Consider the following 19259-nt stretch of genomic DNA (forward strand, 5'->3'; position numbering starts at 1 on the left):
CACGTGGTAGAGCACCACCAGCAGCACCGCCACGAACCGCAGCCCCTGCACCTCCGGGCGGAACCCCGAGTACCGGGCCACCCGCCGGGCCGTGGCCGCGTCGACGGCGGCGGGCTCCCCTGCGGACGAGGCTGAGGGGGCCCCTCCGGCGGGCCGCGGGGCGCCGGTGCGCACCGGGCTCACGAGGCGGCCTCGGGCCCGACGGCTCCGAGGAGCCGCTCCTCGAGGGCGGGGGCCATGGTCCGCGTGTAGGTCCAGGTCAGGTGGTGCGGGTCGAAGAAGACGAAGGCGTTGCCCACCACGGGCCGGCACAGGCCCTCGGGGCAGATCAGGTCCGTGAGGTCCAGGGAGGTGAACCCGGGCCGGTCGCGGAGGGCGTCGGCGGGGTTCGCCGGGGCCAGCACCTGCGCCACGGGGACCTGGCACTCGGCCGCGTCCTGCCCGTGGGTCTCCGCGCACTCGTAGAGGTTGAAGTCGAAGCGGGGGTTGTCGCGGAAGCCGACGACCTCGATCCCCCGGCCGGTCAGGCGGTCGACCAGCTCCGGGAAGCCCCCGACCACGGCCTCGGCGGATCCGTCCATCCGGGCCGCGTAGGTCGACGTCGTCAGGACCATGTCCGGGTCGAGGCGCTCCGCGTAGTCGAGGGCCGCCTCGTTGCCCTCGTGGCACGCATCGCCCTCGGGCCGGACGGCGAAGGGGCAGCCGGGCTGCAGGACGGCGACGAGCTGCCAGCCGCGCTCCTCCGCCAGGGGGATCACCGCGCCCATGAACTGCTCCATGTGGGAGTTGCCGACCACCAGGACGGTGCGCTCGGGGTCCGGCACGGCCGGGGTCTGGCGGCAGTGCGGCTCGAGCAGCTCCTGCTCCGGGGCGAACCGCCCCGAGCAGGGCTCGGGCAGTCCCACCCACTCCTCCTGCAGCGCGGAGGCCAGCGGCAGCGTGGGCGCCCCCGGGTCGCCGCGGAACTCGAAGCCGGGCTGCAGCACGGCCGCCCCGGGACTGTTGCGGGCGGCCTCCTCCGCCAGCAGCGCGGCGCGCCGGGCGTCGGCCTGCTGCCAGGCCAGCACCGGCACGGCCACCAGGGCCAGGCTCACCGCCACCGACACCGCCAGGCGCCGCTTGGTGCGCTCTGGCCACGCCCAGCGCTGGAACGGGCGCTCCACCAGCTTCGTGGCCAGCACCGCCAGGGCCAGGGAGACGAGGATGATGACCAGCCCCGAGCGCGGCCCGGCCACCGGCCGGTCGCGCAGCACCAGGTAGGTGATCAGCAGCGGCCAGTGCACCAGGTAGAGGGCGTAGGAGGCGTCCCCCAGCCGCACCAGGGGTTTCGAGGCCAGGATCCGGTCCAGCCCGAACGGGGAGCCCGACCGTCCCGCGACGATGATCGCCGCGGCCGAGAGCAGCGGCCACAGCGCGATCCAGCCCGGGAACGCGCCCTGCACGTCGATGAGGACCCCGACCGAGACCATGCTGAGCAGTCCGGCCCAGCCCAGGGCCACGCGCGCCGCCCGCGGCGGGTGGAGGTAGGGCACCGCCAGGGCCAGCAGCGACCCCAGGGCGAACTCCCACAACCGGGTGCGGGTGTCGAAGTAGGCGAAGGCCTGCTGGGTGGTGGTGCTGTGCACCGACCACGCCAGGGAGACGGCGAGGATCCCGGCGAACAGCACCGCCAGCACCGGCACCGGCCGCCACCCCCGCCACCGGCCCAGCAGCCAGGCGGCGCCGAAGACCAGCGGCCACAGCAGGAACACCTGCCCCTGCACCGACAGCGACCAGAAGTGCTGGAACGGGGAGGCGGTGGAGTCGTCGGCGGCGTAGTAGTCGACCTCGGCCAGGGCCAGGGCCCAGTTCTCCACGTAGAACACGGAGGCCAGCGCCTCGGTGCGGATCCGGTCGATCCGCGCCTCCGGGTAGAACAGCCACGCGAGCAGCAGCGTGGCCAGCACGGTGAGCACGGCCAGGGGCAGCAGCCGCTTGAACACGTGCAGCCAGTAGCGGCCCAGGGCCAGCGGCTGCCCGGCCTCGAGCTTGCGCACGAAGGACAGGGTGAGGAAGAACGCCGAGATCAGCAGGAAGATGTCCACCCCGCCGGAGACCCGGTCGAGGAAGACGTGGTACAGCACCACCAGCAGCACCGCCACGAACCGCAGGCCCTGCACTTCCGGGCGGAACCCCGCGTAGCGGGCCACGCGCCGGGCCGTGGCCGTGTCGGCCGGGGCCGGGACCCCCTGCTCGCGAAGGCTGGTCATGGGCATCTCCTGGGAACACCGTGCCGCCGAGGGGCGCGGGCAGTGGTCGGATGGGACCCCCGCACTCTACCGGAGGCGGCCGGGCGCGGACGGCAACGGCCGACGGACCCGCCCCGCGCGGGCGGGACGGGTCCGTCGGACGGGCGGCGCGGGTCAGTGCTGGTGGCCGTGCCCCGCGTCCTCGGCGGGCTTGTCCGCCACGAGGGTCTCCGTGGTGAGCACGAGCGCCGCGATGGACGCGGCGTTCTGCAGCGCCGAGCGGGTGACCTTGACCGGGTCGATGATGCCGGCGGCGACCATGTCGACGTACTCGCCGGCAGCGGCGTCGTAGCCGTGGCCGGGCTCGAGGTCGGCCACGCGGGAGGCGACCACGGCCCCGTCCTGGCCGGCGTTCTGCGCAATCCAGTACAGCGGCTGGCGCAGCGCGCGGCGGACGATGCCCAGCGCGGTCGCCGCGTCGCCGGTGAGCCCGAGGTCGGACTCGTCGAGGACCTTCGCGGCGTGCACCAGGGCGGTGCCGCCGCCGGAGACGATGCCCTGCTCGAGGGCCGCGCGGGTCGAGGAGACGGCGTCCTCGATGCGGTGCTTGCGCTCCTTGGCCTCGACCTCGGTGGCCGCGCCGACCTTGATCACGGAGACCCCGCCGGCGAGACGCGCGAGCCGCTCCTGGAGCTTCTCGCGGTCCCACTCGGAGTCGGTGCGCTCGACCTCGGCGCGGATCGTGGCGACGCGCTCCTGGATCTGCTCCGGGGTCCCGCCGCCGTCGACCACCGTGGTGGTGTTCTTCGTGACCGTGACGCGCCGGGCCGTGCCCAGCTGCTCCAGGGTCACCTGGTCGAGGCTGATGCCGAGCTCGGAGGTGATGAACTCACCGCCGGTGAGCACCGCGAGGTCCTGCAGGATCGCCTTGCGGCGGTCGCCGAACCCGGGGGCCTTGAGCGCCACGACGTCGAGCGTGCCGCGCAGCTTGTTGACCACCAGGGTGGACAGGGCCTCGCCCTCGACGTCCTCCGCGATGATGGTCAGCGGCTTCTTGGCCTGGAGGACCTTCTCCAGCACCGGCATGAGCTCCTGCACGGAGGAGATCTTGCCCTGGTACAGCAGCACCAGGGAGTTCTCCATGACCGCTTCCTGGCGCTCGGCGTCGGTCACGAAGGACGGGGACAGGTAGCCCTTGTCGAACTGCATGCCCTCCGTGACCTCGAGCTCCACCTCGGTGCTGGAACCGTCCTCGACGGTGATGACACCGTCCTTGCCGACCGTCTCGAAGGCCTGGGCGATGAGCTCCCCGATGGCGGGGTCCTGCGCGGAGATGGTCGCCACGTGGGCGACGTTGACGCCCTCGACCGGGCGGGCGTTGTCCAGCAGGCGCTGCGCGACGGCCTCGACGGCCTTCTCGATGCCGCGCTTGAGGCTCAGGGGGTCCGCGCCGGCGGCCACGTTGCGCAGCCCCTCCTTGACGAGCGCCTGGGCGAGCACGGTGGCGGTGGTGGTGCCGTCGCCGGCGACGTCGTTGGTCTTGGTCGCCACCTCCTTGGCGAGCTGCGCGCCGAGGTTCTCGTAGGGCTCGTCGAGCTCGACCTCACGGGCGATGGTCACGCCGTCGTTGGTGATCGTGGGGGCGCCCCACTTCTTGTCGAGCACCACGTTGCGCCCGCGGGGGCCGAGGGTGACCTTGACGGTGTCGGCGAGCTTGTTGACGCCGTTCTCGAGGGACTTGCGGGCGGCATCGTTGAATGCCAGCTGCTTGGCCATGAGCGAAGAGCTCCTTCTGGGTGGCTGGTGGACCAGCGGGGTTCGGGGATCGGGAGCGGCGAAGGGTGCCCGCCGCGGGCCCGCCGGGAAAGCGGGGCGCGCGGCGGGCACCCTTCGTCAGGACTGCGCGGTGTGCGCGGGGTCTGCTGCGCCGGCTCTACTTCTCGACGACGGCGAGGACGTCGCGGGCCGGGAGCACCAGGTACTCCTCACCGTTGTACTTGACCTCGGTCCCGCCGTACTTGGAGAAGATCACGACGTCGCCCTCCTTGACGTCGACCGGGATGCGGTTGCCGGAGTCGTCGACACGGCCGGGGCCCACGGCGAGGACCTTGCCCTCCTGGGGCTTCTCCTTGGCGGTGTCCGGGATGACGAGACCGGAAGCGGTGGTCTGCTCAGCGGCGAGCGGCTGAACGACGATGCGATCCTCGAGGGGCTTGATGGAGACCGACACGATCTCTCCTTCTCTGTAGGCGTGGAAAGCGGTGGGCGACCGCGGGCAGGGCCCGCCGTCGTGCTTCGGGCCGGTTGGCGCACCAACCGTCGTCGCGGTGCCGATCGATCGCCTGGCCCTTAGCACCCTCACCCGGAGAGTGCCAAGGCCGACTATAGGAGTCGCCTAGCAGTCGGTCAAGGCGAGTGCCAGCGCGGCGGAGCGGCCGATCCGCGCGCGGCCCAATTAGGGCACGCCGGTGTTCTCCAATGATTTGCCTCACCCACCCGGAACACTCTAGGTTGAGCGGTAAGGCAACCCTTACCTCGGCCGAGAACCGGTGCCGCCCCCGACGTCCCGTGCCTCCGCACCGGGACGTCGCCACGTGCGCAGCCCCGCCGTGCGCCCCGCCGGGGGCGGCACGACGGGATCCGCACCCGAATCCCCGCACGAAGGAACACCATGAACCGCACCCAGTACCCGGCCGCCCTCCTCGCCGCCGTCAGCGCCCTCGCCCTCACCGCCTGCGGTGGGGCACAGGGCAGCGAGACGGCGTCCACGGAGCCCTCCGCCGCCTCCACGGCCGCGGTCGAGGTCGAGGACAACCACGGCACGCAGACCGTCGCCGCCCCGCCGGCGACGGTGGTCGCCACCGACAACCGCACCTTCGAGACGCTGGCCGACTGGGACGTCCGGCTGGCGGCCGCCCCGCGCGCCCTCATGCCGGACACCATCGCCTACGCCGGCGACGAGTCCGTCACCGACATCGGCAACCACCGTGAGCCCGACCTCGAGGCCGTCGTCGCGGCGGACCCCGACCTCATCGTCAACGGTCAGCGCTTCGCGGACTACCGCGAGGACTTCGCCGACCTCGTGCCGGACGCCACCGTCGTGGAGCTCGACCCGCGGGAGGACCAGCCCTTCGACGAGGAGCTGAAGCGGCAGACCTCGGTGCTGGGCGAGATCTTCGACCGCACCGCGGAGGCCGAGGAGATCAACGGCGCCTTCGACGCGGCGATGCAGCGCGTCGTCGAGGGGTACCGGCCCGGCGACACGGTCATGGCGGTCACCGTCTCCGGCGGCGAGATCGGCTACGTGGCCCCGGGCGTGGGCCGGACCCTGGGCCCGCTGTTCGAGATCTTCGACTTCACCCCGGCCCTCGAGGTCGAGGGCGCCAGCGACGACCACCAGGGCGACGACATCTCGGTCGAGGCGATCGCGGACTCGAACCCCGACTGGATCCTGGTGATGGACCGCGACGCGGCGATCGCCGCCGACGAGGCGGAGTTCACCCCGGCGCAGGAGGTCATCGAGAACGCCGAGGCGCTGCAGGACGTCACCGCGGTGCAGGAGGACAACGTGGTCTACATGCCCAAGGACACCTACACCAACGAGGGCATCCAGACCTACACGGAGTTCTTCGACACCCTCGCCGACGCCATGGGCGAGCAGGACTGACCCGGCGTGCGGACGACGGTGGCGGGGCCCGCGACAGCGGGCACCACCACCGTCCCGCGCCGGGCACGAGGCCGGAGGAGAGGCTCACCCATGACGACGACCACACCGCGACCCCGGAGCAGCACGGGAGGCAAGGGCGCGCTGTTCGACCGCAAGCTGCTCGCCGGCGCGCTCGGGGTCCTGGCGCTGCTGGCCGTCTCCCTCCTCACGGGGGTCTACGACGTCTTCGGCGCCGAGGGCGGCGGCGAGATGTTCGCCATCACGCGGATCCCCCGCACCGTCGCCCTGGTGCTCGCCGGCGCCGCCATGGCGATGTCCGGCCTGGTGATGCAGCTGCTCACGCAGAACCGTTTCGTGGAGCCCACCACGACGGGCACCACCGAGTGGGCGGGGCTCGGGCTGCTCGTCGTCACGCTCCTGGTGCCCACCGCGAGCCTCCTCACCCGGATGGCCGGGGCCGTGGCGGCGGCCTTTCTCGGGACCATGGTCTTCTTCCTCTTCCTGCGCCGGGTGTCCCTGCGCTCCTCCCTCATCGTCCCCATCGTCGGGATCATGCTGGGCGCGGTGGTCGGCTCCGCCTCGACGTTCCTGGCGCTGCAGACCGACATGCTGCAGAACCTGGGGGTCTGGTTCGCCGGCAGCTTCACCTCGGTGCTGCGCGGCCAGTACGAGGTGCTGTGGATCGTGCTGCTGGTCGGCGTCGCGGTCTTCCTCGTGGCGGACCGGCTCACCGTCGCCGGGCTCGGCGAGGACGTCGCCACCAACGTCGGCCTGAACTACCACCGGACCGTCCTGCTCGGCACCGGGCTGATCGCGGTGGCCACCGGCGTCGTGACCGTCGTCGTCGGCAATCTGCCGTTCCTGGGCCTCATCGTCCCCAACATCGTCTCGATGCTCCGCGGCGACGACCTGCGCAGCAATCTGCCGTGGGTGTGCCTGCTGGGCATCGCCATCGTGACGGTGTGCGACCTGATCGGGAGGATCGTCATCATGCCGTTCGAGATCCCGGTGTCGGTGATCCTCGGGATCGTCGGCGCCGTCGTGTTCGTCCACCTGCTCCTGAGGCAGCGTCGACGTGTCTGACGCCGTGCTCTCGACCCCGACGGCGGCGGCGGCAGCGGAACCGCCGGCGCCCGGCGCACGGCGCGGCGCCGGCGCCTTCCCCACGCCGCGGGCCCGGCGGCGGTACTGGACGGTCGTGGCCGTGCTGGCCCTCGCCTCGGCGGGCTTCGCCTTCGGCCTGCTCGCCTGGGACAACCCGATGCCGGTGGGCTCGGACGGCTTCTGGCGGATCGCGGAGCGCCGGGTCACCGGCGTCGTCATCATGGCGGTCGTGGCCTTCTGCCAGGCGATGGCCACCGTGAGCTTCCAGACGGCCACGAACAACCGCATCATCACCCCGTCGATCATGGGCTTCGAGTCCCTCTACGTGGCGATCCAGACCTCCACGGTCTACTTCCTGGGCGCCGCCGGGATCCTCGTCCTGCAGGGCGTGCCGCAGTTCCTCCTGCAGGTCGCCCTCATGGTGGCCCTGTCCCTCGCCCTCTACGGGTGGCTGCTCTCCGGGCGGTACGGGAACCTGCACGTCATGCTGCTCGTGGGGATCATCGTCGGCGGAGGACTCGGGTCGGTCTCAACGTTCATGCAGCGCCTGCTCTCCCCCGGCGACTTCGACGTGCTCTCCGCCCGGCTGTTCGGCTCCGTGACCAACGCCCACGCCGACTACCTGCCCGTGGCCGTCCCGCTGTGCCTGGTGGCCGGCGGCCTGCTGTGGTCCGGCTCCCGCCGGCTCGACGTGCTCTCCCTCGGGCGGGAGGCGAGCCTGAACCTCGGGGTGCGGCACCGCGCCGAGGTCATGCGCACGCTCTTCCTCGTCTCCGTCCTCATGGCGGTCTCCACCGCGCTGGTGGGCCCGATGACGTTCCTGGGCTTCCTGGTGGCGACCCTCGCCTACCAGTTCGCCGACACGTACGACCACCGCCGCGTCTTCCCGGTCGCGGTCCTCACCAGCTTCCTCGTCCTCACCGGCGCCTACTTCGTGCTCAACCACGTCTTCTACGCCCAGGGCGTGGTCTCGATCATCATCGAGCTCGTCGGCGGCTCCGTCTTCCTCTACGTCATCCTCCGAAAGGGCCGGCTGTGATCACCCTCACCAACGTGCGCAAGGACTACGGGGGCGAGGTCACCATCGGCCCCGTGGACCTGGAGATCCCCTCGGGCGGGATGACCGCGCTGGTCGGCCCCAACGGCGCGGGCAAGTCCACGCTCCTGACCATGATCGGACGGCTGCTCGGCCTCGACGCCGGCACCATCGACATCGCCGGCTACGACCTGGCCCGCACGAAGTCCAAGGACCTCGCCCGGATCGTCTCCGTCCTGCGCCAGGAGAACCACTACGTCACCCGGCTCACGGTGCGGCAGCTGGTCGGCTTCGGACGCTTCCCGCACAGCCACGGCCGGCTGACCGCGGTGGACGAGGAGGTCGTCAGCACCTACATCGACTTCCTGGGGCTGCGGCCGCTGGAGCACCGCTACCTCGACCAGCTCTCGGGCGGGCAGCGCCAGCGCGCCTACGTGGCCATGGTGCTGGCCCAGGAGACCGACTACGTGCTGCTGGACGAGCCCCTGAACAACCTGGACATGCGCCACGCCGTGTCGATGATGCAGCACCTGCGGCGGGCCTGCGACGAGATGGGCCGCACCATCCTGATCGTCCTGCACGACATCAACTTCGCCAGCCACTACGCCGACCGGATCTGCGCCGTGAAGGACGGCCGGATCGCCGAGTTCGGCGAGCCGCGGGAGATCATGGAGGACGCGGTCCTCAGCCGCGTCTTCGAGACCCCGGTGACGGTCATCGACGGCCCCCGGGGCCGGCTCGCCGCGTTCTACTGACCGGCCGGCGCCCGGGCGCCCCGGGCCGGAGCCGGGCCGGGGCCGGATAGGGTGGCCCCATGCGCGACGAGGCGACCGACATCGCACCCCTGCTCACGGACGAGGGGCGCCGGCTGCTCGCCGAGGTCGGCCCCTACGACGCCGACGACGCCCTCGCGGCGGCGACCCGGCTGCGGGCCCGGGGGCACGACGCCGAGCTCGTCTCCGCGGTGCTCACCCAGGCCAGGCTGCGCACGCGGGCGCGCGCGAAGTTCGGGGACTTCGCCGAGCAGATGCTGTTCACCCGGGCCGGCCTCGAGCAGGCCACCCGGCTGCGCGTGGCCGCCCTGCACGCCCGCCGCTTCGCCGACGCCGGCCTCGCCCACGTGGTGGACCTCGGCTGCGGCATCGGCGCCGACGCCCTCGCCCTGGCCTCCCTGGACCGGCGGGTCACCGCGGTGGAGCTCGACGAGACCACGGCCGCGGTGGCCCTGCTCAACCTCCGCCCCTTCCCCGAGGCCACGGTGCTGCACGCCGACGCCGAGTCCCTGGACCTCGACGCGCTGCCCGGCGGGCCGCCGGAAGGGATCTGGCTGGACCCGGCCCGGCGCGAGACGTCGTCGTCCGGGACCCGCCGGATCTTCGATCCCGAGGCGTTCTCCCCGCCGCTGTCCTTCGTCGAGGCGCTCGCCGCACGGGGGCTGCCCGTGGGGGTGAAGCTGGGCCCCGGCATCCCCCACGAGGCGGTGCCGCCCGGGTGCGAGGCGCAGTGGGTCTCCGACCGCGGGGACGTGGTCGAGGCCGTGCTGTGGTTCAACGCCGTGGCCCGCCCCGGGGTCCGGCGGGCCGCCCTCGTGCTCTCCGAGCACGGGTCCACGGAGCTCACCAGCCCGGAGGACCTCGACCCCGCCCACGCGGACGCGGTGGTGGGCCCGGTGGGGTCGTACCTCTACGAGCCGGACGGCGCGGTGATCCGCGCGGGCCTCGTCACCGACCTCGCCCGCCGGCTGGGCGCGCGGCTGATCCACCCGCGGATCGCCTACCTGAGCTCCGACGAGCTCGTCCGCACGCCGCTGGCCCGCGCCTACCGGGTGCGGGAGGTGCTGCCGCACACCGTCAAGGTGCTCAAGCGGTGGGTGCGGGAGCACGAGGTCGGCACCCTCGAGATCAAGAAGCGCGGCACCGACGTCACCCCCGAGCAGCTGCGCCGCCAGCTCGCGCCGAAGGGGCCCGGCCGGGCCACCCTCGTGCTCACCCGCACGGGCCCGGCCCCCGCCCCCGGCACCGCCCCGGGGGCGGGGGCCGGCGGCGGGGAGCGGCGCGTCGTGCTCGTCGTCGAAACCGTAGACTGAGGGCTCCGCGGGCGAACAGCCCCGCACCCGACCGGGCGATCCGGCCCGCCACCGCGCGGGCGAGCACGCCCGCAGAGCACGGAGGACCTGCCGCGTGGAGATCTCGTTCGCCCGCTCCGACCAGTCGACGCTGGGCGTCGAGTGGGAAATCGCCCTGGTGGACGGCACCACGGGCGACCTCGTGCCCCGCGGCCGCGAGACGTTCGAGGCGGTCCTGGAGGCCCACCCCGAGTGGGGCACCGACGGCGACCACCCGCAACTCACCGGGGAGTTCCTGCTCAACACCGTCGAGATGGTCACCGGGGTGTGCCGCGACGTCGCCCACTCCACCGAGCAGCTGGCGGCCATGATGGACGAGATCCGCAAGGTCACCGACCCGCAGGGCCTCGAGATCTTCGCCGCCGGCACCCATCCCTTCGCGCGCTGGCAGGACCAGCAGGTCACCGACAAGCAGCGCTACCACAAGCTCGTGGACCGGACCCAGTACTGGGGCCGCCAGATGGTCATCTACGGGGTGCACGTGCACGTGGGCCTGGACGCGCGGGCCAAGGCCCTGCCGGTGCTCGACGGGCTGCTGACCTACTACCCGCACCTGCTGGCACTGTCCTCCAACTCCCCCTTCTGGGCCGGGGAGGACACCGGCTACGCGTCCCAGCGCTCCATGATCTTCCAGCAGCTCTCCACCGCAGGGCTGCCCTACCACTTCCCCTCCTGGGACGCCTACGAGCAGTGCATCGAGGACATGGTCGCCACCGGCATCATCGAGGAGCTCAGCGAGGCCCGCTGGGACGTGCGCCCCGTGCCGCGGCTGGGCACCGACGAGGTGCGGTTCTGCGACGGGCTCTCGACCCTGTGGGAGGTCGGGGCGCTGACCGCCCTCACCCAGTGCCTCGCCGAGTCCCTGTCCCGCGACGTCGAGGCCGGCCGGGAGCCCGCCCGGCTGAGGCCGTGGCACATCCAGGAGAACAAGTGGCGGGCCGCCCGCTACGGCCTGGACGCCGAGGTGATCACCGGCCCGCACAACACCGAGCGTGACCTGCGCGAGGACCTCGTCGGCCTGCTCGACCGGCTCGAGCCCGTCGCCGCGCGGCTGGGCTGCGCGCAGGAGCTCTCCGACGTGGAGCGGATCCTGCGGGAGGGCGCCGGCTACCAGCGCCAGCGGGCCGTGGCCCGCGCCCACGAGGGCGACCTGCGCGCCGTCGCCCTCGACATCGTGCGCCGCACCCGCGAGAACGACTGACCGTCCCGTCCGGCCGAGCCCCCGCGGGCTCCCGTCCCCCACAGGTGGCAGCCATGACCGAACCGACCCGACCGGGCGGCACCGTGCCGCAGAGCACCGCGCCGCGGGGCCCCGTGCTGCAGATCGGCGCCCTGCACCCCCTGGTGGAGGAGACCCTGGCCGCCGACCACTCGGCGCTGCGCCTGCCCGCGGACGCCCGCGACCGGGAGGACTTCCTGGACCGGCACGCCGGGGAGGTGCGCGTGGCGGTGTGCTCCGGGCGCACCGGCGTGGACCGGGAGCTCATGGGCCGCCTGCCCCGCCTGGAGGCCGTCGTGCACTTCGGCGTCGGCTACGACGGGACGGACGCCGCCGAGGCCGCCGCGCGCGGGATCCGGATGAGCAACACCCCCGACGTGCTCACCGACGCCGTGGCGGACACGGCGCTGGCCCTCTACCTCGACGTGCTGCGCCGGTTCTCCGCCGCCGACCGGTTCGTGCGCCGCGGGGAGTGGGAGACGACCGGCGACTACCCGCTGACCGAGCACGCCTCGGGCCGGCGCGTCGGGATCCTCGGCCTCGGCCGGATCGGCCGGGCCGTCGCCCACCGCCTGACCGCGCTCGGCTGCGAGATCCACTACCACAACCGGCGGCCGGTCCCCGGCGCCGGGCACCGCTACCACGGCTCGCCCGCGGAGCTCGCCGCGGCCGTCGACGTCCTGGTGGTGGCCGTGCCCGGGGGCCCGGACTCCACGGCGCTGGTCGACGCCGCGGTCCTGGACGCCCTCGGCCCGCAGGGCTTCCTGGTCAACGTCGCCCGCGGCACGGTCGTGGACGAGACCGCGCTCGTCGCCGCCCTGGAGGAGGGCCGGCTGGCCGGGGCCGGGCTCGACGTGCACCGCGCCGAGCCGCACGTGCCGCCCGCGCTGCGCCGGCTCGAGAACGTGGTGCTGCTGCCGCACGTGGGCAGCGCCACGGTGCAGACGCGGCGGGCGATGGCCGAGCTGACCCTGCGCAACCTGCGCAGCTGGCTCGCCGACGGGACCCTGGTCACGCCCGTGGGCTGAGGGGGCGCGGCCCGGCTCAGACGGAGACGGTCGTGACGGGCAGGGAGGAGTCGGCGGCGAAGCCCAGGCCCGAGGGCTCGCGGCCCTCGGCCACGACCCGGGCGGCGAGGGCCGCGACCATCGCCCCGTTGTCGGTGCACAGGGAGAGCTGGGGGACCACCAGCTCGATCCCGTGCGCGGCGCAGCGCTCGGCGGTGAGCTCCCGCAGCCGCGAGTTGGCGGCCACTCCCCCGCCCAGCAGCAGCGTGCCGAGCCCCTGCTCGGTGCACGCGAGGACCGCCTTGCGCGTGACGACGTCGGCCACGGCCTCCTGGAAGGAGGCGGCGACGTCCGCGACCGGCACCGCCCGGCCCTCGGCCTCGTGCGCCTCGACCACGCGGGCCACCGCCGTCTTGAGCCCGGAGAAGGAGAAGTCGTAGCGGTGCGGGCCGGGCCGCTCGGCCGAGCCCAGGTACTTGCCCGCGGTCAGCCCGCGCGGGAAGCGGAAGGCCGTGGGGTCCCCGGACCGGGCGGCGGCGTCGATGGCCGGGCCGCCCGGGTAGTCCAGCCCCAGGACCCGGGCCACCTTGTCGTAGGCCTCGCCGGCCGCGTCGTCGATCGTGGCCCCGAGCAGCCGCACGTCCCGGGAGAGGTCGTCGACGGCGAGGATCTCGGTGTGCCCGCCGGAGACCAGCAGCGCGCCGAGGTCCCGGGGCAGGCCGTCGTCGAAGCCGCCCCGGAAGCCCTCGGTCCCCGAGTCCTCCAGCACGCCCACGCTGACGTGGGCCACGAGGTGGTTGACCGCGTACAGCGGCTTGCCGGTGGCCACGGCGAGCGCCTTCGCGGCGGCGACGCCGACCATGAGCGCCCCGGCCAGGCCGGGGCCGGAGGTCACGGCCAGGGCGTCGAGGTCCGCCAGGCCCACACCGGCCCGGTCCAGGGCCTCGCGCAGCGTGGGCACGAGGGCGTCGAGGTGGGCCCGGGAGGCGATCTCGGGGATCACGCCCCCGAAGCGCGCGTGCTCGTCCATCGAGGAGGACACGACGTTGGCGAGCAGGGTGCGCCCCCGCACGATCCCGACGCCCGTCTCGTCGCAGGAGGACTCGATGCCCAGCACCAGCGGTCCGTCGGTCATCGGTCGTCCTCCGTGGGGTGGGTCGGGTCAGGGGTGCTCGGGCCCGGGGTGCCCGGGTCCGGGGTGCTCGGGGGCTCCGCGGCGGTGAGGTCCAGGCGCATGATCAGCGCGTCGGTGCCGTCCCGGTAGTAGCGGGGCCGGGTGTGGATGTGCTCGTAGCCGAAGCGGCGGTAGAGCCGCTGGGCGCGGGGGTTGTCGGCGCGGACCTCGAGCAGCACCTCGGTGGCGCCGAGCTCGCGGGCCTGCCCGTGCAGGGTGCGCAGCAGCGCCGAGCCGATCCCGCGGCCCTCGTGCTCGGGCAGCACCGCGATGGTCTGGACGTCGCCGACCGGACGGATGCACATCAGTCCCGCGTAGCCGACGATCCGGCCGTCCAGCTCGGCCACCCAGTACCAGCACACGGGCTGGGCCAGCTCGGCGGAGAACATCTCCAGCGGCCAGGCGTCGGCCGGGAAGAGGTCCTGCTCCAGGGCGTGGACCACGGGGACGTCCCGGGCGGTCATCCGGCGCAGGGTCCAGGGGGGCTGCGGGGCGGCGGCGTTCACGCGAGGGCCTTCTTCCGGGGGCCGGGGACCTTCGCGTCGGACTCGCGCAGGTACAGAGGAGTCGTGTCCGGGCCCGGCCCCTCGCCGCGGGCGCGCAGGCGCAGCGCGGCGAGCCCCAGCGACGACGCCGTGGGCTGGGCCCCGGCGAACGCCGGCACGGGCAGCGCCAGCCGCTCCGCCCAGATCCCCGCGCCGCGGCCGTAGGCGGGCAGCGGGGGGAGTCGCTCCGCGGCCGCGACCCCGGGCCCGCCGACCCGCCGCGGGCCGTCGGGCTCGAGGGCGTAGCGGGCCCAGTAGACCTCCTTGCGGCGGGCGTCGGTGAGCACGAGGAACTCCTCGTGGCCGGCCGCCCGGGCGTGCTCGGCGGCGTCCTGCGCCAGGGCCTCCAGGCTCATCAGGCCGTGCAGCGGCAGGTCCCAGGCGAAGGCGAGGGCCCGGGCGGTGGCGATCCCGGCGCGCAAACCGGTGAAGGGGCCGGGCCCGGTGCCCACGAGCACGCCGTCGAGCCCGGTGCCCGTCAGGCCGTGCCCGTCCAGCAGGTCACGGACGGCGGGGGCCAGCACCTCGGCGTGGGAGCGGGTGTCGGGGCTCACGAAGGAGCCGGCGATCTCGCCCGCCCCGGTCACGAGCGCGGCGGAGGCGACGGCGGAGGAGTCCAGGCACAGGAGAAGCACCCGGCCATTCTAGTGCCCGCGCGCGGAGCCCTCCCCGGGCGGGTCCAGCGGCGGGGGCCCGCCCGCCCAGCGCGGGCCGATCCCGGTCAGCGTGATCCGGCGGGGCTCGGCGTCCTCGTCCTCCGCCTCCTCCCCAACCGCGTCCTCCGCCCCGTGCCCGTGCCCGTGCTCGTGCGCGGCAGCGCCGGCGGGCGCGGCGCCCACCGCGCGCTCCAGCACGATCTCCAGGCGGGAGTCGGCGAGGTGCTCGACCTTCCCGGCGCCCCACTCCACCACGGTGACGGCGGAGTCCACGGTGTCCTCGAGGTCGATGTCGTCGACCTCCGCCGCGCTGTCCAGCCGGTAGGCGTCCACGTGCACGAGGTCCGGGCCGCCGGGGCGGGGCCCGTCCGGGACGTTGGGGTGGCGCCGCACCAGCACGAACGTGGGCGAGATGATGCCGGGGCGCACCCCCAGGCCCCGGCCCAGCCCCTGGGTGAAGGTGGTCTTGCCCGCGCCGAGCTCGCCCGTGAGGACCAGCAGGTCCCCGGCGCGCAGCCGGGCGCCGAGCCGCTCGGCCAGGGCCTGGGTCCGCTCCGGGCCGTCCACGGTCAGGCTCAGGGTCCACTCGCTCATGCCCGCTCCTCCCCGTCGGTCGCCGCGCCGTCCACGTGCACCCGGGGCACGCGGGGTGACACGCGGGTGACGATCTCGTAGTTGATGGTCCCGGCGGCCTCCGCCCAGGCCGACGCGGAGGGGTCGTCCCCGGCGCCGAACAGGACGGCCTCCGCGCCCAGCAGCCCGTGCTCGGGCGCGGACAGGCCGGGGGCGCCCAGGTCCACGACCAGCTGGTCCATCGCGACCCGGCCGACCTCCGGATAGGTGCGGCCCTGGATGCGCACCGGCCCGCCGGTCCCGGAGCGCGGCACGCCGTCGGCGTAGCCCAGCGGGACCAGGGCGAGGGTGGTGGGCCGCTCGGTCACGTAGCCCAGCCCGTAGGAGACGCCCTGCCCGGCGGGGACCTCCTTGACCGCGCTGACGGTGCTCCGCAGGGTCATGGCCGGCACCAGGCCGAGCTGCCGCGGGGTGCGGTCGGGGAACGGGGAGAGCCCGTAGAGGCAGACGCCCACGCGGACCATGTCGAGGAGCATGTCTCCCGGACGCTCGAGGCCGGCGGCCTGGAACAGGCCCGGGGAGTTCGCGGCGTGCCGCAGCGCGGGCCGCAGCCCGGCGGCGCGCGCGGTGTCCACCGCCGCGCGGAAGCGCTCGAGCTGCTCCCGGGTCTCGGGCCGGGAGGGCTCGTCGGCCACGGCGAGGTGGGTGAACACGCCGGTGACCCGCACGAGGCCCTCGGCCTCGGCCTGCGCGGCGCGGCGCACGAGCTCGGGCCACCGTTCGGCCGTCGCGCCGTTGCGGCCCAGCCCGGTGTCGATCTTGAGGTGGATCCGCGCCGGCCGGCCGAGCGCCCGCGCGACCTCGGCGACCGGGCCGAGCTCCCACCCGCTGACGCCGAGCTCGACGTCCTGGGCGAGGGCGGCGCGGAAGTCCGTGTCCACGGTGTGCAGCCACGCGAGCACCGGGGCGGTGATCCCCGCCGCGCGCAGGGCGAGGGCCTCGGCGACGTGGGCGACGCCCAGGGCGTGCGCGCCGGCCTCCAGGGCGGCGCGGGCCACGGGGACGGCCCCGTGTCCGTAGGCGTCCGCCTTGACCACGGCCATCAGCCGCGCGGGCCCGGCCACGTCCCGGATCCGGCGCACGTTGGCGCGGACCGCGGCGAGGTCGACCACGGCGCTGCGCTCGGGCCGGACGCCCCCGGACAAGTCCCTGGCGGAACCCCCGGCGAGCTCCCCGGCGAGGACGCCGGGGAGCTCGCCGGAGCGGGCGCCGGGGGTGGCGCCGGGCGGGGGGAACGGGACGGGCTCAGCACGGTTCACGGGTCCCATTCTCGCACCCGGCCGAGCGCGTCCCGCGTTCAGAGCCGGGAGGCGTCCACGACGACCTCCACGCTCACCACGTCCCCGTCGTCCTTGCCCCCGCGCACGCGCGCCGGCACGGCGAGCAGCCATCCGGCCCGGGAGTCCCGCCAAACGCTGGTGGACCACGTGGTGCCGTCGACCGTGGCCGTCACCGGGACCCGGCCGAAGGGCCCGCGGACCTCGGGGGCGTGGTCCTCCGGCACCGGCGCGAACACCCATGCACCGGGTCCCGGGTACCGCCGCAGGACCGCCTGGAAGACCATGGCCGGAGGCTACCAGGGGCCCCGACCCAGGCCGGGGTCCGGGCCGGGGACTACAGTGGAGCCGTGTCCGACGCTCCGCTGCACGTCCTGCTGATCAGCCTGCACACCAGTCCCCTCGAGCAGCCGGGGTCCGGCGACGCGGGCGGGATGAACGTCTACGTGCGCCAGCTCGCCGGGGCGCTGGTGACCGCCGGGCACACCGTGGACATGGCCACCCTGGACCGGGACCCCGGCGCGCCGCGCACCGCGGGGATGCGGGCGTCCCGCATCCGCGAGGGCCTGCGGCTGCTCACGGTCTCGCTGCCCGGGGCGGCCGGCGCCGCGAAGGAGGACCTCCCGGGACTGACCGGCGCCTTCGCCGAGGTGCTCCGCGCCGAGGCTCCCCGCCCCGACGTGGTGCACGCCCACTACTGGCTCTCCGGGGCCGTGGGCCGGGAGCTCGCCGACGACTGGCGCGTGCCCCTGGTGCTCACCCTGCACACCACGGCCCTGGGCAAGAACCTGCGGACCCGGGCCGACGAGGGGCTGGAGCCGGCCGCCCGCGCCGCGGCGGAGGCCGAGCTGATCGCACGGGCCGAGGCCACCGTGGTCAACACCCGCACCGAGGCCCTGCAGATGGTCGAGCTCTACGACGCCGACCCGGCGCGGCTGACCGTGATCACGCCCGGGGTCGACCTCTCCGCCTTCTCCCCGCCGGCGCCCGGCGGGGACCGCCGGGACGGGTCCCGGCCCGGCTCCCCGGGCCGCCCGCTGCGGGTGCTCTTCGCCGGCCGGCTGCAGGCCCTCAAGGGCCCGCACGTGCTGGTGGACGCGCTCGCCCGGATCCGCGCGGACGCGCCCGGCGTGCCGGTCGAGCTCGAGATCGTGGGCGTGGGCACCCGCCGGTTCACGGCCGGGCTGCAGCAGCAGGTGCGCGAACTCGGGCTGGAGGACGCGGTGCGCTTCGGCCCGGCCCTGCCGGCCCCGCAGCTGGCGGACCGGATGCGCCGCGCCGACGTCGTGGCCGTGCCCTCCTCCTCCGAGACGTTCGGCCTCGTGGCGCTGGAGGCCCAGGCCTGCGGCACCCCGGTGCTCGCCACGGACGTGGACGGGCTGCGCACCGCCGTGCTCGACGGAGTCACCGGGAGGCTGGTCCCGGACCGCGACCCCGCGTCGTGGGCGCGCGCCCTCCTCGAGCTCGGTCGCGACCCGGAGGCCCTGGCGCGCATGGGCGCCGCCGCCGCCCGCCGCGCCCGGGAGCACTCCTGGGAGCGCACCGCCCGGGCCACGGCCGAGGTCTACGCCCGGGTCCGGGACCGCGTGCGGATACGCCACGGTAGCCGGCGGTGCGTGCATACACTCGAACGGTGACGACTTCGTTCCTGCCCCCCGCCGACCTCGCCCGCCACCTCGACCGCCACCGTCTCACCGGAGCGGTGGCCACCCCCCGGGAGGCGAACCTGCGCAACATCCAGGGCTTCCTCGACGGCGACCAGCACCAGCACATGGGCGTGGTCCGCACCCGGGACTGGACGTACGACGAGATCTTCGCGCTGATGCGCGACCGGGTCGGCATCTCACCCGACCGGTCCCACGCCGAGGGCCAGGACACGATCTCCGCCGAGCTCGCCGTCGCGGCGCTGGAGCGCTACGCGCGCGTGCTCGGGGAGGTCGTCGCCGCCGGCGGGCGCGTGCTCTTCGCCACGGGCCACCCGGCCGGGCTGTTCCCCGTCTACGCGCAGCTGGCGCGCGTGGCCCGCCGCGCGGGCGCCCACGTCGTCCGGGTCCCGGACGGCTTCGCCTTCGAGGACGGCGACGTGCGCCAGATCGAGCACGTGGTGATGGTCGAGCAGCACGGGGGCCTGCGGCACACCCACTTCCCCGGGCCGATGTCCCTGACCCTGGAGAAGCTGCGCCGGGACGGGCAGAACCCGCCGGACCTCGTGGTCGCCGACCACGGCCTCGCCGGGGCGGCCGGCTCGCGCGGGCTGCGGACGATCGCGATCGCCGACTGCAACGACCCCGGGGTGTTCGTCGCCGAGGCGCAGGGCCAGGTGGAGGTCGCCGTCCCGCTCGACGACAACCTCCCGCCGCGCCTCTACGACCCCGTCACCGCGTTCGTGCTGCACCGCGCCGGCCTGGAGGACTACGTGTAGGCCCGGCCGGGCACGGCAGGAGCCCCGCACCGGGCCGGTGCGGGGCTCCTGGGCCCGGGAGGGGCGCTGCTCAGCGTTCGCGCTCGCCGCGGATGAAGGCCTCGAGGTTGGCCCGGGCGGTGTCGTCGGCCTGCTGCTCGGGCGGGGACTTCATGAAGTACGCCGC

The 19259-nt window shown here is 74.5% G+C and carries 19 protein-coding genes; 9 read left to right on the forward strand and 10 right to left on the reverse strand.

The genetic code is table 11. The features are described from left to right. The 4 genes from GMA12_RS17645 to groES all read right to left on the reverse strand — a co-directional run. Window positions 1-183, reverse strand: a 183-nt coding sequence (locus tag GMA12_RS17645) for a hypothetical protein (protein ID WP_156270815.1), incomplete at its 3' end; no start/stop codon positions are given. Then, entirely contained in the window at window positions 180-2249 is a 2070-nt protein-coding gene (locus GMA12_RS17650) for an acyltransferase family protein (protein ID WP_156270816.1), read from the reverse strand. The genes GMA12_RS17650 and GMA12_RS17645, both read right to left, overlap by 4 nt. 153 nt (window positions 2250-2402) lie before the next feature. Continuing rightward, window positions 2403-4004, reverse strand: coding sequence for a chaperonin GroEL (gene groL, locus GMA12_RS17655; protein WP_156270817.1), 1602 nt, complete (start codon window positions 4002-4004; stop codon window positions 2403-2405). 157 nt (window positions 4005-4161) lie between these two features. Further along, entirely contained in the window at window positions 4162-4458 is a 297-nt protein-coding gene (gene groES / locus GMA12_RS17660) for a co-chaperone GroES (protein WP_047801805.1), read from the reverse strand. 441 nt (window positions 4459-4899) lie between these two features. Between groES and GMA12_RS17665 the strand changes: the two genes are divergently transcribed. From GMA12_RS17665 to GMA12_RS17695, 7 genes are all read left to right on the forward strand, one after another. Then, window positions 4900-5895, forward strand: coding sequence for a siderophore ABC transporter substrate-binding protein (locus GMA12_RS17665; RefSeq protein WP_156270818.1), 996 nt, complete (start codon window positions 4900-4902; stop codon window positions 5893-5895). A gap of 90 nt (window positions 5896-5985) precedes the next feature. Then, window positions 5986-6978: an ABC transporter permease gene (locus tag GMA12_RS17670; RefSeq protein ID WP_156270819.1), complete on the forward strand. Its 993-nt coding sequence runs from the start codon at window positions 5986-5988 to the stop codon at window positions 6976-6978. Beyond that, window positions 6971-8038 (forward strand): iron chelate uptake ABC transporter family permease subunit, encoded by a 1068-nt coding sequence (locus tag GMA12_RS17675; RefSeq protein WP_370832095.1) that lies wholly within the window; start codon window positions 6971-6973, stop codon window positions 8036-8038. The genes GMA12_RS17670 and GMA12_RS17675 overlap by 8 nt, the downstream gene beginning before the upstream one ends. After that, on the forward strand, window positions 8035-8790 hold the full coding sequence (locus GMA12_RS17680) for an iron ABC transporter ATP-binding protein (protein ID WP_162460029.1): 756 nt from the start codon (window positions 8035-8037) through the stop codon (window positions 8788-8790). Before GMA12_RS17675 ends, GMA12_RS17680 begins: the two co-directional genes overlap by 4 nt. A gap of 59 nt (window positions 8791-8849) precedes the next feature. Continuing rightward, a complete protein-coding gene (locus tag GMA12_RS17685; protein ID WP_156270820.1) occupies window positions 8850-10121 on the forward strand; it encodes a class I SAM-dependent methyltransferase in 1272 nt (423 codons plus the stop codon). A 94-nt stretch (window positions 10122-10215) separates the two neighbouring features. Further along, window positions 10216-11361, forward strand: a complete 1146-nt coding sequence (locus GMA12_RS17690) for a glutamate--cysteine ligase (RefSeq protein WP_162460030.1) — start codon at window positions 10216-10218, stop codon at window positions 11359-11361. A gap of 53 nt (window positions 11362-11414) precedes the next feature. Continuing rightward, complete coding sequence (locus GMA12_RS17695) at window positions 11415-12407, forward strand: 2-hydroxyacid dehydrogenase (protein ID WP_156270821.1); 993 nt, start codon at window positions 11415-11417, stop codon at window positions 12405-12407. A 16-nt stretch (window positions 12408-12423) separates the two neighbouring features. On the opposite strand, the gene tsaD is transcribed toward GMA12_RS17695, so the two are convergent. The 6 genes from tsaD to GMA12_RS17725 form a co-directional block, all read right to left on the reverse strand. Then, on the reverse strand, window positions 12424-13521 hold the full coding sequence (gene tsaD / locus GMA12_RS17700; protein ID WP_156270822.1) for a tRNA (adenosine(37)-N6)-threonylcarbamoyltransferase complex transferase subunit TsaD: 1098 nt from the start codon (window positions 13519-13521) through the stop codon (window positions 12424-12426). Beyond that, complete coding sequence (rimI, locus tag GMA12_RS17705; protein ID WP_156270826.1) at window positions 13518-14024, reverse strand: ribosomal protein S18-alanine N-acetyltransferase; 507 nt, start codon at window positions 14022-14024, stop codon at window positions 13518-13520. The genes tsaD and rimI overlap by 4 nt, the downstream gene beginning before the upstream one ends. Window positions 14025-14062: 38 nt before the next feature. Further along, window positions 14063-14740 (reverse strand): tRNA (adenosine(37)-N6)-threonylcarbamoyltransferase complex dimerization subunit type 1 TsaB, encoded by a 678-nt coding sequence (gene tsaB, locus GMA12_RS17710; protein ID WP_162460031.1) that lies wholly within the window; start codon window positions 14738-14740, stop codon window positions 14063-14065. Between the two features lie 9 nt (window positions 14741-14749). Then, a complete protein-coding gene (gene tsaE, locus GMA12_RS17715) occupies window positions 14750-15355 on the reverse strand; it encodes a tRNA (adenosine(37)-N6)-threonylcarbamoyltransferase complex ATPase subunit type 1 TsaE (RefSeq protein ID WP_156270823.1) in 606 nt (201 codons plus the stop codon). Then, the gene (gene alr / locus GMA12_RS17720) at window positions 15352-16506 is read right to left on the reverse strand and encodes an alanine racemase (protein WP_162460034.1); all 1155 of its coding nucleotides are present in this window, start codon (window positions 16504-16506) and stop codon (window positions 15352-15354) included. Before alr ends, tsaE begins: the two co-directional genes overlap by 4 nt. A gap of 185 nt (window positions 16507-16691) precedes the next feature. After that, complete coding sequence (locus GMA12_RS17725) at window positions 16692-16958, reverse strand: DUF1905 domain-containing protein (protein WP_156270824.1); 267 nt, start codon at window positions 16956-16958, stop codon at window positions 16692-16694. 63 nt (window positions 16959-17021) lie between these two features. Between GMA12_RS17725 and GMA12_RS17730 the strand changes: the two genes are divergently transcribed. Then, complete coding sequence (locus GMA12_RS17730) at window positions 17022-18308, forward strand: glycosyltransferase (RefSeq protein WP_370832102.1); 1287 nt, start codon at window positions 17022-17024, stop codon at window positions 18306-18308. After that, entirely contained in the window at window positions 18305-19093 is a 789-nt protein-coding gene (locus GMA12_RS17735; protein WP_162460032.1) for a phosphatase, read from the forward strand. Before GMA12_RS17730 ends, GMA12_RS17735 begins: the two co-directional genes overlap by 4 nt. Window positions 19094-19259: the final 166 nt, after the last annotated feature.

The organism is Kocuria sediminis (genome assembly GCF_009735315.1).
Classification (GTDB): Bacteria; Actinomycetota; Actinomycetes; order Actinomycetales; family Micrococcaceae; genus Kocuria; species Kocuria turfanensis.

What these genes read in the sequence shown, in the direction of transcription:
- GMA12_RS17650 (WP_156270816.1), bottom strand. Translation starts at nt 2,249, where the DNA reads ATGACCAGCCTTCGCGAGCAGGGGGTCCCGGCCCCGGCCGACACGGCC.
- groL (WP_156270817.1), bottom strand. Translation starts at nt 4,004, where the DNA reads ATGGCCAAGCAGCTGGCATTCAACGATGCCGCCCGCAAGTCCCTCGAG.
- GMA12_RS17665 (WP_156270818.1), top strand. Translation starts at nt 4,900, where the DNA reads ATGAACCGCACCCAGTACCCGGCCGCCCTCCTCGCCGCCGTCAGCGCC.
- GMA12_RS17670 (WP_156270819.1), top strand. Translation starts at nt 5,986, where the DNA reads ATGACGACGACCACACCGCGACCCCGGAGCAGCACGGGAGGCAAGGGC.
- GMA12_RS17685 (WP_156270820.1), top strand. Translation starts at nt 8,850, where the DNA reads ATGCGCGACGAGGCGACCGACATCGCACCCCTGCTCACGGACGAGGGG.
- GMA12_RS17695 (WP_156270821.1), top strand. Translation starts at nt 11,415, where the DNA reads ATGACCGAACCGACCCGACCGGGCGGCACCGTGCCGCAGAGCACCGCG.
- tsaD (WP_156270822.1), bottom strand. Translation starts at nt 13,521, where the DNA reads ATGACCGACGGACCGCTGGTGCTGGGCATCGAGTCCTCCTGCGACGAG.
- rimI (WP_156270826.1), bottom strand. Translation starts at nt 14,024, where the DNA reads ATGACCGCCCGGGACGTCCCCGTGGTCCACGCCCTGGAGCAGGACCTC.
- tsaE (WP_156270823.1), bottom strand. Translation starts at nt 15,355, where the DNA reads ATGAGCGAGTGGACCCTGAGCCTGACCGTGGACGGCCCGGAGCGGACC.
- GMA12_RS17725 (WP_156270824.1), bottom strand. Translation starts at nt 16,958, where the DNA reads ATGGTCTTCCAGGCGGTCCTGCGGCGGTACCCGGGACCCGGTGCATGG.